This is a genomic window from Streptomyces sp. NPDC041205 (assembly GCF_055591765.1).
In genome coordinates this window covers 946587-960178 of the sequence record NZ_JBVIZH010000002.1, presented here as the reverse complement: position 1 = coordinate 960178, position 13592 = coordinate 946587, and the positions used below count along the sequence as shown (strand labels likewise).

General features: G+C 72.0%; 16 protein-coding genes. 8 read left to right on the top strand and 8 right to left on the bottom strand.

The window, feature by feature from the left end; all coding sequences use genetic code 11:
- Positions 1–21 precede the first annotated feature (21 nt).
- Positions 22–396, bottom strand: a complete 375-nt coding sequence (locus ACZ6BG_RS11210) for a YybH family protein (protein WP_468999646.1) — start codon at positions 394–396, stop codon at positions 22–24.
- A gap of 25 nt (positions 397–421) precedes the next feature.
- Between ACZ6BG_RS11210 and ACZ6BG_RS11205 the strand changes: the two genes are divergently transcribed.
- Both ACZ6BG_RS11205 and ACZ6BG_RS11200 read left to right on the top strand, forming a co-directional pair.
- Positions 422–844 (top strand): winged helix-turn-helix transcriptional regulator, encoded by a 423-nt coding sequence (locus ACZ6BG_RS11205; RefSeq protein WP_468999645.1) that lies wholly within the window; start codon positions 422–424, stop codon positions 842–844.
- Positions 841–1629, top strand: a complete 789-nt coding sequence (locus ACZ6BG_RS11200) for a globin domain-containing protein (protein WP_468999644.1) — start codon at positions 841–843, stop codon at positions 1627–1629. The genes ACZ6BG_RS11205 and ACZ6BG_RS11200 overlap by 4 nt, the downstream gene beginning before the upstream one ends.
- Before the next feature lie 99 nt (positions 1630–1728).
- Here the strand turns inward: ACZ6BG_RS11200 and ACZ6BG_RS11195 are convergent, their stop codons facing one another.
- Positions 1729–2640, bottom strand: a complete 912-nt coding sequence (locus tag ACZ6BG_RS11195) for a helix-turn-helix domain-containing protein (RefSeq protein WP_468999643.1) — start codon at positions 2638–2640, stop codon at positions 1729–1731.
- A gap of 118 nt (positions 2641–2758) precedes the next feature.
- Here ACZ6BG_RS11195 and ACZ6BG_RS11190 point away from each other — a divergent pair, with 118 nt between their 5' ends.
- Both ACZ6BG_RS11190 and ACZ6BG_RS11185 read left to right on the top strand, forming a co-directional pair.
- A complete protein-coding gene (locus tag ACZ6BG_RS11190; protein WP_468999642.1) occupies positions 2759–3811 on the top strand; it encodes an NAD(P)-dependent alcohol dehydrogenase in 1053 nt (350 codons plus the stop codon).
- Positions 3812–4031: 220 nt separating this feature from the next.
- A complete protein-coding gene (locus tag ACZ6BG_RS11185; RefSeq protein ID WP_469000209.1) occupies positions 4032–4418 on the top strand; it encodes a VOC family protein in 387 nt (128 codons plus the stop codon).
- 69 nt (positions 4419–4487) lie between these two features.
- Here the strand turns inward: ACZ6BG_RS11185 and ACZ6BG_RS11180 are convergent, their stop codons facing one another.
- The 3 genes from ACZ6BG_RS11180 to ACZ6BG_RS11170 form a co-directional block, all read right to left on the bottom strand.
- On the bottom strand, positions 4488–5294 hold the full coding sequence (locus ACZ6BG_RS11180) for an alpha/beta fold hydrolase (RefSeq protein WP_468999641.1): 807 nt from the start codon (positions 5292–5294) through the stop codon (positions 4488–4490).
- A gap of 28 nt (positions 5295–5322) precedes the next feature.
- The gene (gene msrA / locus ACZ6BG_RS11175) at positions 5323–6033 is read right to left on the bottom strand and encodes a peptide-methionine (S)-S-oxide reductase MsrA (protein WP_468999640.1); all 711 of its coding nucleotides are present in this window, start codon (positions 6031–6033) and stop codon (positions 5323–5325) included.
- Between the two features lie 77 nt (positions 6034–6110).
- Entirely contained in the window at positions 6111–7229 is a 1119-nt protein-coding gene (locus ACZ6BG_RS11170) for a hypothetical protein (protein ID WP_468999639.1), read from the bottom strand.
- Positions 7230–7363: 134 nt separating this feature from the next.
- Between ACZ6BG_RS11170 and ACZ6BG_RS11165 the strand changes: the two genes are divergently transcribed.
- Entirely contained in the window at positions 7364–8518 is a 1155-nt protein-coding gene (locus ACZ6BG_RS11165) for a cystathionine gamma-synthase (protein WP_468999638.1), read from the top strand.
- A 53-nt stretch (positions 8519–8571) separates the two neighbouring features.
- On the opposite strand, the gene ACZ6BG_RS11160 is transcribed toward ACZ6BG_RS11165, so the two are convergent.
- The 3 genes from ACZ6BG_RS11160 to ACZ6BG_RS11150 all read right to left on the bottom strand — a co-directional run bounded on the left by ACZ6BG_RS11160 (position 8572) and on the right by ACZ6BG_RS11150 (position 9985).
- Positions 8572–8826: a hypothetical protein gene (locus tag ACZ6BG_RS11160; RefSeq protein ID WP_468999637.1), complete on the bottom strand. Its 255-nt coding sequence runs from the start codon at positions 8824–8826 to the stop codon at positions 8572–8574.
- Positions 8823–9335: a sigma factor-like helix-turn-helix DNA-binding protein gene (locus tag ACZ6BG_RS11155; RefSeq protein ID WP_468999636.1), complete on the bottom strand. Its 513-nt coding sequence runs from the start codon at positions 9333–9335 to the stop codon at positions 8823–8825. Before ACZ6BG_RS11155 ends, ACZ6BG_RS11160 begins: the two co-directional genes overlap by 4 nt.
- 137 nt (positions 9336–9472) lie before the next feature.
- A complete protein-coding gene (locus ACZ6BG_RS11150) occupies positions 9473–9985 on the bottom strand; it encodes a MarR family winged helix-turn-helix transcriptional regulator (RefSeq protein WP_468999635.1) in 513 nt (170 codons plus the stop codon).
- Positions 9986–10130: 145 nt separating this feature from the next.
- On the opposite strand from ACZ6BG_RS11150, the gene ilvA reads away from it, so the two are divergent.
- The 3 genes from ilvA to ACZ6BG_RS11135 all read left to right on the top strand — a co-directional run bounded on the left by ilvA (position 10131) and on the right by ACZ6BG_RS11135 (position 13549).
- Positions 10131–11360: a threonine ammonia-lyase gene (gene ilvA, locus ACZ6BG_RS11145; protein ID WP_468999634.1), complete on the top strand. Its 1230-nt coding sequence runs from the start codon at positions 10131–10133 to the stop codon at positions 11358–11360.
- A gap of 291 nt (positions 11361–11651) precedes the next feature.
- Positions 11652–12701 (top strand): ATP-binding cassette domain-containing protein, encoded by a 1050-nt coding sequence (locus tag ACZ6BG_RS11140; protein WP_468999633.1) that lies wholly within the window; start codon positions 11652–11654, stop codon positions 12699–12701.
- The gene (locus ACZ6BG_RS11135; RefSeq protein WP_468451194.1) at positions 12698–13549 is read left to right on the top strand and encodes an ABC transporter permease; all 852 of its coding nucleotides are present in this window, start codon (positions 12698–12700) and stop codon (positions 13547–13549) included. Before ACZ6BG_RS11140 ends, ACZ6BG_RS11135 begins: the two co-directional genes overlap by 4 nt.
- Positions 13550–13592: the final 43 nt, after the last annotated feature.

Below are 13592 nucleotides of genomic sequence, written 5' to 3'. Positions count from 1 at the left end.
GGGGCACGCGTCCCTTCGCGGTCAGGCGTCCCGGCGCCCCGCACCGAACGGGCTGTCGATCAGATAGCGCCAGTACCCGTCGGCGCCCCGGCGCGCCACGTCCGTGGCGGTGGCCCGCACCTTGCCGTCGATCTCCCAGTCGACGAGCAGGAGCGCGATGTCGTCCGCGACGTGCACGCGCCGGGGCGTCACGGAGATGGGCAGGCCGAGGGCGAGGAACGGGGCGTTCTGCGCGGCGATCGCGTCGGCGCCGTGGACGGGGGTACCCGACTCGGGGACGAAGGAGGCACCGGGTTCGTACAACTCACGGACGGCGGCCGCGTCGCCGCTGTTGAACCGCTCGGCGAACGCCGACGGGACGTCCTCGGGGCGCTGGGGCAGGATGAAAGTGCTCATGACCGGCACAGTAGGAGGCGCGCCCGTGGCTCACCGAACGGTAAGGCAGGCACCCCCGGCCACCCGGGAGCCGCGCCCCGGCCTGCCCGACGACCCCCGCGCCCGCGTCCCCGCGCCGAGCCCCGACTGCCCCGTCGAGGTCACCCTCGCGGCGCTGCGTGGACGCTGGACGACGCTTTTGGTGCGCGAGTTGCTCGCCGGTGACGTGTACGCGTACAGCGAACTGGCCGCCGCGCTCCCGCAGTTGTCCGACAAGGTACTTGCGGAGCGGCTGGCGCAGCTGGCCGCCGCCGGAGTCGTCCGGCGCACCCGGACTCCCGGATGGCCGCCCACCGTCACCTATGAACTGACTTCGCACGGCCGGGATCTGGGTCCAGTCCTGCAGGCTCTCTGGGACTGGGGCGCCCAGCATCCGGCTCCCAGGGAAGAGGAAGCCGCCACCCCATGAGCGCCCACACCGTCGAGTACATCCGCTACCGCGTCCCCGAGGACCGCGCCGCCGAGTTCCTCGCCGCGTACACCCTCGCCGCCGTCCCGCTGGCCGCCGCGCCGCAGTGCGTGGACTACGAACTCACCCGCTGCGAGGAGGACTTCGAGCACTTCATCCTGCGCGTCACCTGGACGTCCACGAAAGACCACCTGGAGGGCTTCAGATCCTCCCAGCAGTTCAAGGACTTCTTCGCGCACATCCGCCCGTACGTCTCGAACATCGAGGAGATGCGGCACTACACCCCGACGTCCGTGCGCGGATCGGGCGCCGCCACCCCGACGCTGTACACGTGGGCGGGCGGCGCCGAGCGCTTCGACCGCCTCACCGAGGTCTTCTACGAGAAGGTGCTCGCCGACGACCTGCTCGCCCCGGTCTTCGCGGGCCTCGCCCCCGAGCACGCCGCGCACGTCGCGCAGTGGCTCGGCGAGGTCTTCGGCGGCCCGGCGGTGTACTCCAAGGAGCACGGCGGCGAGGGCGGCTCCGGCGCCCACGCCCACATGGTCGGCAAGCACTTCGGCAAGGGCATCACGGAGCCGCAGCGGCGCCGCTGGGTGAACCTCATCCAGGACGCGGCGGACGAGGCGGGCCTGCCGACGGACGCGGAGTTCCGCTCGGCGTTCGTGGCGTACATCGAGTGGGGCACGCGCCTCGCCGTCTACTTCTCGGGCCCCGACGCGGCCCGCCCCGTCAGCCAGCCGGTGCCGCTGTGGAACTGGGGGGCGGCGCCGCCGTACCAGCCCTGATCCCCGTCCGGGGAAGGGCCGGGTGGGTCCGGGGCGCGGCCGGGTCCCGTCTTCACGGGACCCGGCCGCGCCCTGGTGCCGCGCCTGACCCCTGGCGGGCTAGGACACCCCGTGCCGTGAGGAGTCCACGGCGTCGATGCCCCAGCTCGCCAGGAGTCGCAGGCCCTCCGCCGAGGGGGAGCCGGGCTCCGCGTGGTACGTCACCAAGGACTGTTCCGTGTCGTCCGTGAGGCGCATCGTCTCGAAGGAGAGGGCCAGTTCCCCGACCAGGGGATGGCGCAGGCGCTTCACGCCGTGGCCCTTCTCCCGGACGTCGTGCGTGGCCCACAGGCGCCTGAACTCCTCGCTCTTCACGGAGAGTTCGCCGACCAGGGCGGACAGGAGCGGGTCGTTCGGATAGCAGCCCGCGTCCATGCGCAGGAAGCTGACGATGTCCGACGCCTTCTGGGCCCAGGTGTCGGAGAACAGCTCCCGCATGTGCTCGTCGAGGAAGACGAGCCGTGCCCAGTTCCGCTCCTCGGCCGGAAGGCGTCCCCAGTCGCCGAACAGCGCGGCCGCCATCCGGTTCCAGCCGAGGATGTCGGAGCGCCGCCCCACCACGTACGCGGGCACACCGTCCATCGCGTCCATCAGCTGCCCCACCGCGGGCCGCATCGCCTGCGTGCGCGGGACCCGCTTCTTCTTGTGCGCGGCGGGCTTGGCGAGGTGCATGAGGTGCGCGTGCTCGGCGTCGGTCAGGCGCAGAGCGCGCGCGATGGCGTCCAGGACCTCCGCGGACACGTTCCGCCCGTTGCCCTGTTCGAGCCGGGTGTAGTACGCCACGGACACCCCGGCGAGCTGGGCCAGCTCCTCGCGGCGCAGGCCGGGCACCCTGCGGTGCCTGCCGTAGCTGGGCAGGCCCACGTCGTGCGGCTGGAGGCGGGCCCTGCGGGTGCGCAGGAACTCGCTCAGCTCGGCACGGCGGTCCAGACCCTCCGGGGGCGGCGTGCCCTGCGGGGCGTTCTCGTCCATGCACTCCAGTATTCAGGGTCGTACGCCACTGAGCCTGATACCAGTGGTGGTAGGACCGTCCTGCGTAGGCACAACGGAGGGCTGGGTGGTCCTTTCCGCAGGTGGCAGCGTCGAGGGCATGACCGCACAGACCATGAACGTCCCCGCTTACGCAGCCCCCTCGGCCAAGGCCCCGCTGGCCCGCACCACCATCGAACGCCGCCCCGTCGGCGCCTCGGACGTCCTGATCGACGTCAAGTACGCCGGTATCTGCCACTCCGACATCCACCAGGCCCGCGACGGCTGGGGCGAGGGCATCTTCCCGATGGTGCCCGGCCACGAGATCGCCGGTGTGGTGGCGGAGGTCGGTGCCGACGTCACCAAGTTCAAGGTCGGCGACCGCGTCGGCGTCGGCTGCATGGTCGACTCCTGCCGCGAGTGCGAGAACTGCGAGGCCGGCCTGGAGCAGTACTGCGCCAAGGGCAACATCCAGACGTACAACGCCCTCGACAAGGAGGGCCGGCCCACCTACGGCGGCTACTCCACCCGCATCGTCGTCGACGAGGCCTTCACCCTCCGCATCCCCGACGGCCTCTCCCTCGACGTGGCCGCGCCGCTGCTGTGCGCGGGCATCACCACGTACTCCCCGCTGGCCCACTGGAACGCGGGCCCCGGCAAGAAGGTCGCCGTCGTCGGGCTCGGCGGTCTCGGCCACATGGCCGTCAAGATCGCGCACGCCATGGGCGCCGAGGTGACCGTCCTCTCGCAGTCCCTGCGCAAGAAGGACGACGGCCTGCGCCTGGGCGCAGACCACTACTACGCGACCAGTGACGACGCCACCTTCGAGCAGCTCGCGGGCAGCCTCGACCTGATCGTCTCCACGGTGTCGGCGCCGCTGCCCCTGGACAAGTACCTCGGCCTCCTGAAGACGGACGGCGCGTTCGTGAACGTGGGCGCCCCCGAGGAGCCCGTGTCCCTCAACCTCTTCTCCCTGATCTTGGGCCGCAAGAGCCTCGCGGGCTCCGGCATCGGCGGCATCCAGGAGACCCAGGAGATGCTGGACTTCTGCGCCGAGCACGGCCTGGGCGCGGACATCGAGCTGATCCGGGCGGAGCAGATCAACGAGGCGTACGAGCGGGTGCTCGCCAGCGATGTGCGGTACCGGTTCGTGATCGACGCGGCGACGATCTGACCTGGCCTGCGGCGACGATCTGGCCTGACCCGGCCGGACGGCCCGCCTGGTCCCGGGCCCGGTCTCCGTGACCGGATCTCGCCTGGGACCAGGGGCCTAGGGCGCAATGCGCAGCGCGCGCCGACCCGCTGACCGATGTCGGGCCGGGCGCCCGTACGTAACGTGGTCGATGTCAGGCACACAGGTCATACACCGCAAGGCCTACGAGGAGGTCCGCACGATGACCATCGAGCTGAACCACACGATTGTGGCGGCCACGGACAAGAAGGCGTCCGCGCAGTTCCTCGCCGACATCCTGGGGCTCGAAGTCAGCCCGCAGTACGGCCCGTTCATCCCCGTGGAGATCCCCAACGGCGTCACGCTCGACTACTACGAGGGCGGCGGCGGCCCGTCGGTGCCGCAGCACTACGCGTTCCTGGTCTCCGAGGACGAGTTCGACGCGATCTTCGGGCGCATCAAGGAGCGGGGCCTGACCTACTGGGCGGACCCGTACCACCAGCGGGAGAACGAGATCAACACGAACGACGGCGGCCGTGGGGTCTACTGGGACGACCCGGACGGCCACAAGCTGGAGATCATCACGCGGGCGTACGGGTCCGGGGCGTAGCCCTGCGGGGCGGCGGCGTCCCGGCCGGGGCCCCGCGGCCGGGACGCCCTGCGGCCGTCGCTGTCGCCGTCACCCGGGGGTGTCGCCGTCGCGCAGGAACCCCAGCACCAACGGTGTGGCGACCTCCGCGAACTCCTCGAAGTAGGCGTGCCGCGCGCCCGGGACGAGCCGAGTCCGGGCGTCCGGCAGGCGCCGCGCGAGCAGCGGCGCGTTGGCGGTGGGGTTGAAGGTGTCGTCGTCGCCGTGCACGACGAGGGTCGGCGCCTTGATTCGGACGAGGGCGTCCCAGGCGTCGTGCCGGGCGCTGGCGCGCAGATGGCGACGGCGGGCGTGCGCGGGCATGGTCGGATCCCCGAGGGTGCCGAACTCCCGCCGCCCGCTTGCCTCCTGGGCGGCGATCCAGCCGGGTGTGTACATCAGCTCGAGCAGCGCCCGCCGTGCGGCAGCAGGGTCGCCCTGCGCGAGTGCCCGCCGCACCTCGGCCCCCCGCTCCACACCGTGCGGTGCCCCCGGCGACGTACACCCGAGCACGAGCCGCTCCACCCGCTCCGGAAACTCCGCGGCGAACCACTGCGCGACCCGTCCGCCCATGGACGTCCCGTACACATGGGCCCGCCCGATCCCCGCGTCATCGAGCACGACGCCCACATCATCGGCGAACCCACGCGTGCTGTACGTGTCGCTGTCGGGCCGATCACTGTCCCCCGTCCCCCGCCAGTCCAGCGTGACGGTGGTGAACACGGCGGCGAAGTCCTCGACAACGGGATCCCACCAGTGCCGACTGTTCGACTGCCCACTCAACAACACCAACGGCTCACCGGAGCCCCGGATTTCATAGTGCAGCGCGGTGCCGTCGGGGGCGTAGGCGTGGGGCATGGGGGTCCTTGGCCGCGGGGGATGTCGGTTACTTGTCCGCCGCCTCGGGCGCCGGAGCGATCCCCGTCGGGCAGGACACGCCCCAGTTCGTCTCGAAGGGGTCGCCCAGCTTCACGCCCGTGCCGCCGATGCCGCAGTAGCCGTCGGGGTTCTTGTCCAGGTACTGCTGGTGGTAGGCCTCGGCGGGCCAGAAGGCGCGGTCGGCCGCCGGGAGGACCGTGGTGGTGATCTGGCCGTGGCCCGCTGCCGTGAGGACCTGCTGGTAGGCGTCGCGGGAGGCCGTGGCGGTGGTCTCCTGGGCGGGGGTGTGGGTGTAGATCGCGGAGCGGTACTGGGTGCCCACGTCGTTGCCCTGGCGGAAGCCCTGGGTGGGGTTGTGGGACTCCCAGAAGAGCTTGAGCAGTTCGGCGTACGTGACCTTCGTGGGGTCGAAGACGACGCGCACGACCTCCGTGTGGCCGGTCAGGCCGGAGCAGACCTCTTCGTAGGACGGGTTGCGGGTGTAGCCGCCCTGGTAGCCGACGAGGGTCGTCCAGACGCCGTCGGTCTGCCAGAACTTGCGCTCCGCGCCCCAGAAGCAGCCGAGCCCGAAGTCCGCGACCTCCAGGCCATCGGGGTAGGGGCCGAGCAGGGCGTTGCCGAGCACCGTGTGCCGGGAGGGGACCTCGAACTCGGGCGTCTCGCGGCCCTTCAGGGCCTCCTCGGGGGTGGGGAGGACGGGCGTGCGACCGAAGATCATGGGGTTTCACTCCTTGTGGCGGGCCTGGCGGCGGCAAGTCACTAGAACGCCGGGGCGGGGCCCGGCATTCCTGCCGGTCAGTGGGGCAGCGTGGCGGGGCTGCCGCCGTTGGCCTCGTAGCCCGCGACGGCCAGGGCGCGGTAGACCGCGTAGTCCGCGGCCGGGTCGGGGGACAGGGTCCAGGGGAGGGCGCCGACGTGGCCGTCGACGTGGACCAGCTGGTCCATGGCCTCGCCCCAGCGCTCGCAGCGCACCAGGAAGAAGACCAGGAGATGGCGGACGTGGGCCAGCATCGGGTCGTCCGGGCGGGCGGAGTGCACCGCGAACTTGGCGCCCTCGATCGCCTTGGTGACGACCTCGCTCTGGTAGAACCCGCGGACCAGGTTCACCTCGGGCAGGTGCTCGTACACCGCGAACAGGGGCAGCGCGGAGAGCAGGGAGCCCTTGGGGGCGCGGGCCGCCGCCGCCTCCGCGAAGGAGTAGGCCTCCTCGCGGGTGCCGTGCCACTTCTCGCACCAGTAGTGCAGCGCCGCCAGATGCGCCCCCATGTGGGCCGGGGCGCGGTCCAGGATCTTCAGCCACAGCTGCTCGAAGTCCGCGCGCGGATAGGCCATGCCGCGGGCGATCGACAGCTCGACGATGTACGGAATCGGGTCGCCGGGGGAGAGGAGCGCGGCCTGGCCGCAGGCCTCCTTGGCCTCCTCCAGGATGATCCGGAACTCGTCCGTCCCCGCCGTCGAGGAGCGCCAGGCCTGCTGCACCAGGAACTCCGCGTGCACGGCCGCGCCGCCCGCGTCCTTCGGTGCCTCGGCCCGCCACACCCGCAGCCACTGCCCGCCCGGGGTGTCGCTGACCCCGCCCGGCCGCTGCGCCAGCTCCAAGGACGCCGCGCCCGCGAACGCCTGCACACGCTGCCACCGCCGCTCACCGTGCACCTCCGTCCCGGCGAGCAGCTGTGACGCGGCACGCCAGTCCTGCGTGCGCTGCACCAGGTCGAGGACCTCGATCAGGTCCGCGTCCGGTCCGGGCATGCGGATGTCCAGCTCCTCCTGGCGCGCGAAGCCGTAGTTCGCCGGGTCCGCCGCGTCCGGGGCGCCCGGGTGCACCTGGCGGATTCCGCCGCGCCTGCGCAGCAGGACCGGCCCGAGAACCGCCCCGATCATGACCACTGCCATCAGGACCCAGAGAATCTCCATACGTACAAGCGAACCAGACGCCTGTGACAATTGGCCAACCTGGCCGTCCCCGCCGGTCAACCTGTCCCGCGGGACCCGGGCCACCAGCCGCCCCGCCCGGCCCCGGGGCCCGCGCAGCATTACGCTCAGGCCGCATGAGTGACTCGCGCAGCAGCCAGAATTTCGAGACCGTCGCCATTCACGCGGGCAACACCGCCGACCCGCTCACCGGCGCCGTCGTCCCGCCCATCTACCAGGTGTCCACGTACAAGCAGGACGGAGTCGGCGGGCTCCGCGGCGGCTATGAGTACAGCCGCAGCGCCAACCCGACGCGCACCGCCCTGGAGGAGAACCTCGCCGCCCTCGAAGGCGGCCGCCGCGGCCTCGCCTTCGCCTCCGGCCTCGCCGCCGAGGACTGCCTGCTGCGTACGCTGCTCGGCCCCGGTGACCACGTCGTCATCCCCAATGACGCGTACGGCGGTACGTTCCGCCTGTTCGCCAAGGTCGTCTCGCGGTGGGGCGTGGAGTGGTCGGTCGCCGACACCTCCGACCCGGCGTCGGTGCGGGCCGCGCTCACGCCGCGCACGAAGGCCGTGTGGGTGGAGACCCCCTCCAACCCGCTGCTCGGCATCACCGACATCGAGGCCACGGCCCAGATCGCCCGGGAGGCGGGCGCGCGGCTCGTCGTCGACAACACCTTCGCGAGCCCCTACCTCCAGCAGCCGCTCGCCCTCGGCGCGGACGTCGTCGTGCACTCCATGACGAAGTACATGGGCGGGCACTCCGACGTCGTCGGCGGCGCGCTCGTCGTCAACGACGCCGAGCTCGGCGACGAGTTGGCGTTCCACCAGAACGCGATGGGTGCCGTCGCCGGGCCCTTCGACTCCTGGCTGGTCCTGCGGGGCATCAAGACGCTGGCCGTCCGCATGGACCGGCACAGCGAGAACGCCGAGCGCGTCGTCGACATGCTCACGCGGCACGCGCGCGTGACGAAGGTGCTGTACCCGGGGCTCGCCTCGCACCCCGGGCACGAGATCGCCGCCAAGCAGATGAAGTCCTTCGGCGGGATGGTGTCCTTCCAGGTCGAGGGCGGCGAGGAGGCGGCCGTCGCCGTCTGCGACCGGGCCAAGCTGTTCACCCTCGGCGAGTCCCTCGGCGGCGTCGAGTCGCTCATCGAGCACCCCGGCCGCATGACCCACGCCTCCGTCGCGGGCTCCGCCCTGGAGGTCCCGGCCGACCTGGTGCGCCTCTCCGTAGGCATCGAGTCGGCCGACGACCTGCTGGCGGATCTGCAGCAGGCGCTGGGCTAGGCGCGCGGGCGCTCGGGGGTGGGGGCGGCCGGGGCGACCCCGGCCGCCCCGGGTCACCAGCTGGTCAGGGGCGGGGTGCGGCTCGACGGGGGCTCCACCCACGGCTGGGCCTCCGCCGCCCAGACCGCGAACGCGACGACGGCGACCAGCAGGAGCAGCCACATCAGTCGCCGCGCGACCGTGCGGCGACGCAGCATCCGGGCCCCGCGCCGCACGGCGTCCGCGTGCAGTTCGGGCGGCACCGACGCCGGCGCCCCGGCGTCGAGCATCCCCCGCACCACGGCCTCCCGCCGCTCCTGCTGGCTCATGACGAGGCCGCCTTCCCGAGGGGCGCGCCGGGCGGCACCCCGGGCGCGGCGGGTGTGGTGGGCGCGGGCCCGCGCGGCGGATGGAGCACTGTGGCGACAGCCCGGGCGGACAGCACCCGCACCCGCTCCACGCCGAGCCCGAGCAGCGCCGCCGTCTGCTCCTCGGCCACACCCTCGTACAACCGGAGAACGAGGACGAGCCGCTCCTGCGGGGACAGCCGGGCGAGCGGCCCGCCGCGCCCGCGGGACCGCCGCCAGGCGCCCCGCGCGAAGCGGACGACGAGGACGGTGCGGGTGCGGTCGTACGGATCCTCGCCGCGCATCCTGTCCCAGGAGGCGTACGTGGACGCGAGCGCGGCCGTGAGCAGCGCCCGCGCGCGCGGGTTGGCGTCCGGCCGCTCACCGGTGAGCAGCGTGGCGGCATGCAGGAGACGCCCTGCCGCGCCCGCGACGAACGCCTGGAACTCCCGGGCACGGCGGGCCTGTTGGGCGGCCTGCCGCTCTCGCACCGCGCCTCCCGCCGTCCGGCGTAGGGGGACTCGGTTTCATCTGAGGCCAGGCACGGTGCCCAGGTCAAGAGCCCTGCGCGAGCGGAACCTGCCGCCCTGCGCCCGGCCGCGGTGGTCGGCGTACCGCGGCCGGGGGCTCAGGAGTCGGTCGGAGCGACGGGGTCCGGTACCGCCTGGGACGACTGCCGCGCCGAGAGCGCGGTGTTGAAGCGGGTGAGGAGCGCGGTGAAGCTCTCGCGTTCCGCCGGAGCCCAGTCCTGCGTGAGCTCCGCCATCAGCTCGCGCCGCGAGGAGCGCACCTCGTCGAGGCGGGCCTGCCCGCGCGGGGACAGCTGGAGGACGACGGCACGGCCGTCCTCGGGGTGGGAGGTGCGCTTGACCAGGCCGGTGTCGACCAGGGGCGCGACCTGCCGGGTCACGGTCGACGAGTCGATGCCCATGCTCGCCGCGAGCGCCTTGACGCCCATGGGACCTTCCTTGTCGAGGCGGTTGAGCAGCAGGTACGCGGCGCGGTCCATGGAGTTGCGGACCTGTCCGACGCCGCCGAGGCGGGTCTGCTCCGCACGCCGTGCGAACACCGCAACCTGATGCTGCAGGGTATCGAGGAGGCCGGGATCGCTGGCGGTCGTCATGTCCGGAGTTGTGGGCATGGCCGGGGGCTCACTTCATGGGAAGGGTGGTGGGTTGGGGGACAGGGTACGCGGCCCGGGCGCTACCCGTACCGGCGCTGCGCAAACCCGTCTCGCCGCTTGGTCACGCCGGGAGGGGGCGGGCGTGAACTGCGAGACTGCAGTCATGAGCTACCGCACGACTCGCTCCTTTCCCGCCGTCACGCTCGACGACGTACGGGGCGCCCAGAAGATGCTCGTCGGCGTCTCCAGGGTCACGGCCATGGAAGGCAGCAGGCACCTGTCGCAGTTGGTCGGCGCGCCGGTGCACCTGAAGTGCGAGAACCTCCAGCGGACCGGCTCGTTCAAGCTCCGCGGTGCCTACGTGCGCATCTCCGGGCTGCTGCCCGAGGAGCGCGCCGCCGGAGTCGTCGCGGCCAGCGCCGGGAACCACGCGCAGGGCGTGGCCCTCGCCTCGTCCCTGCTCGGCGTCCGCGCCACGGTGTTCATGCCGGTCGGGGCCCCGCTGCCGAAGGTCGCGGCGACCCGGGACTACGGCGCGGAGGTCCGGCTGCGGGGCCAGGTCGTCGACGAGACGCTGGCCGCCGCGCAGGACTACGCGCGCGAGACGGGCGCGGTCTTCATCCACCCCTTCGACCACCCGGACATCGTCGCCGGTCAGGGCACGGTGGGCCTGGAGATCCTGGAGCAGTGCCCGGAGCTGCGCACGCTCGTCGTCGGCGTGGGCGGCGGCGGCCTCGCCGCGGGCATCGCGGTCGCGGTCAAGTCGCTGCGCCCGGACGTACGCCTGGTGGGGGTGCAGGCGGCGGGCGCGGCGGCGTACCCGCCCTCGCTCGCCGCGGGGCGCCCGACGTCGATCGACAACCCTGTGACCATGGCGGACGGCATCAAGGTGGGCCGCCCCGGGGACGTGCCGTTCCGGCTCGTCGAGGACCTCGTGGACGACATCGTCACGGTCTCCGAGGACGATTTGTCGAGTGCCTTGCTGCTGTGCCTGGAGCGGGCCAAGATGGTCGTCGAACCCGCGGGCGCGAGCCCGGTGGCGGCGCTGCTGAGCGATCCGCGCGCCTTCAAGGGCCCGGTCGTCGCGCTGCTCTCCGGCGGCAACGTGGACCCGCTGCTGATGCAGCGCATCCTGCGCCACGGCATGGCGGCGGCGGGCCGCTACCTGTCGCTGCGGCTGCGTCTGACGGACCGGCCGGGTGCCCTGGCGACCCTGCTCGGGGTGCTGTCGGCGGTGGACGCCAATGTCCTCGACGTGAGCCATGTGCGGACCGACCCTCGGCTCGGGCTCACGGAGGCGGAGGTGGAACTGCATCTGGAGACCAAGGGGACCGAGCACTGCGCGGAGGTCGCGACGGCGTTGCGGGATGCCGGGTACACGGTCATCGGCTGACGCCGGACACGTTGATCGGCTGGCGTCGGGGCACGGTCATCGGCTGACGCCGGGCATGTCGATCGGCTGACGCCGGGTACGTCGCGCACGCCGTGGAGGGCGCGCGGGCGGCGAGGGGGGCGTGCGAGAGATCCCGCGCCCCACTGGTTTCTGCAAGGCTCATCCAATGCGTTGAGTGACGCGATGTATCGCGTTAGTGTTTGTGAGGCACGTCACTGAGTGTCGGGCGATCGGAACCCGGCGATTCTAAGCTTTTCGCTAGGAAACCACCCAAAACATGGGAGACCCCCTATGCCAGGCGCCATCTACGCCGAAGGTCTGGTGAAGACCTTCGGTGACGTAAGGGCTCTGGACGGCGTCGATCTCGATGTCCCGGAAGGCACGGTCCTCGGCCTCCTCGGGCCGAACGGCGCGGGAAAGACGACGGCGGTGCGCTGCCTGACCACGCTGCTCACCCCCGACAGCGGCAAGGCGTTCGTCGCCGGGATCGACGTCCTGAAGCATCCGAACGAAGTGCGGCGCTCGATCGGCCTCTCCGGCCAATTCGCCGCCGTGGACGAGTATCTGACGGGCCGTGAGAATCTCCAGATGGTCGGCCGGCTGTACGAGATGCGGGCCAAGGAGGCCAAGGCGCGGGCGGGTGAGCTCCTTGAGCGCTTCGACCTCGCGGACGCGGCGGACCGCCCCTCCAAGACGTATTCGGGCGGTATGCGCCGCCGCCTCGACCTCGCCGCCGCCCTGGTCGTGTCGCCGCCGGTGATGTTCATGGACGAGCCCACGACCGGCCTGGACCCGCGCAACCGCCAGGGGTTGTGGGAGGTCATCCAGGAGCTCGTCGCCGGCGGCACCACCCTCCTGCTGACCACGCAGTATCTGGAGGAGGCCGACCACCTGGCGCACGACATCTGCGTCGTCGACCACGGCCGCGTCATCGCCCGCGGCACCGCCGACCAGCTCAAGGCCCAGATCGGCGGCGAGCGCGTCGAGGTCGTGGTGCACGAGCGGGACCACATCGCGACCGCCACCGAGGTCCTCACCGGCTTCGGCAAGGGCGAGGCCACCGTCGACCGGCACACCCGCAAGCTGACCGTCCCCGTCACCGGCGGCGCGAAGCTGCTCGCCGAGGTCATCCGTGAGCTCGACACCCGCGGCATCGAGATCGACGACATCGGCCTGCGCCGTCCCACCCTCGACGACGTGTTCATCTCCCTGACGGGCCACACGGCCGAGGTCAAGGACGAAGAGAACGGCGCGAACAGCGCGAACGACGTGCAGGGAGGCAAGGACGCCAAGGGCGCGCCCGTCGCCAAGGACAAGCACAAGAAGGAGGCCGCCCCGTGAGTGCCGTCACGCGTACCGCTCCCGCCCCCAGGCCCGCCGGCGGTATCGGCAAGTCCGTCCGCGACTCCCTGGTCATCGCCCGCCGGAACTTGATCAGGATGTCCCGGATTCCCGAGATGGTGCTGTTCGGCCTGATCCAGCCGGTGATGTTCGTGGTCCTGTTCACGTACGTCTTCGGCGGGTCCATCCAGGTCGGCGGCTCGCTCTCGTCGCAGGACTACCGCGAGTTCCTGATGGCCGGCATCTTCGCCCAGACGGTCACCTTCGCCACGGCCGGCGCGGGCGCCGGTATCGCGGACGACATGCACAAGGGCCTCATCGACCGCTTCCGCTCGCTGCCCATGGCGCGCGGCGCCGTCCTCACCGGCCGCACCGTGGCGGACCTGGTGCAGACCGCGCTGACCCTGGTCGTGCTCGCCCTGGTCGCGCTGCTCATCGGCTGGCGCACGCATGAGAACTTCGGCAAGATCCTCGCGGGCTTCGCCCTGCTGCTCCTGCTCGGGTACGCCTTCTCGTGGATCGGAGCCCTGATCGGCCTGTCGGTGCGTACGCCGGAGGCCGCGACCTCCGGCGGGCTCATCTGGCTCTTCCCGCTGACGTTCATCTCGAACGCCTTCGTGGACTCCAACAACCTGCCGACGTTCTTCCGGCACATCGCCGAGTGGAACCCGTTCAGCACCACCGTGCAGGCGTGCCGCGAGCTGTTCGGCAATCTGCCGCCCGGCTTCAAGACGCCGGACGCCTGGCCCATGCAGCACCCGGTCCTGGCCTCGGTGCTCTGGTCGGTGCTGATCCTGGTGGTCTTCCGCACGCTCGCGGTGCGCAAGTACCGCTCGGCGGCCGCCTGACACCCGGCCGCCGAGGCCCCCGAGCCCTCCGCCCCCCGGCACC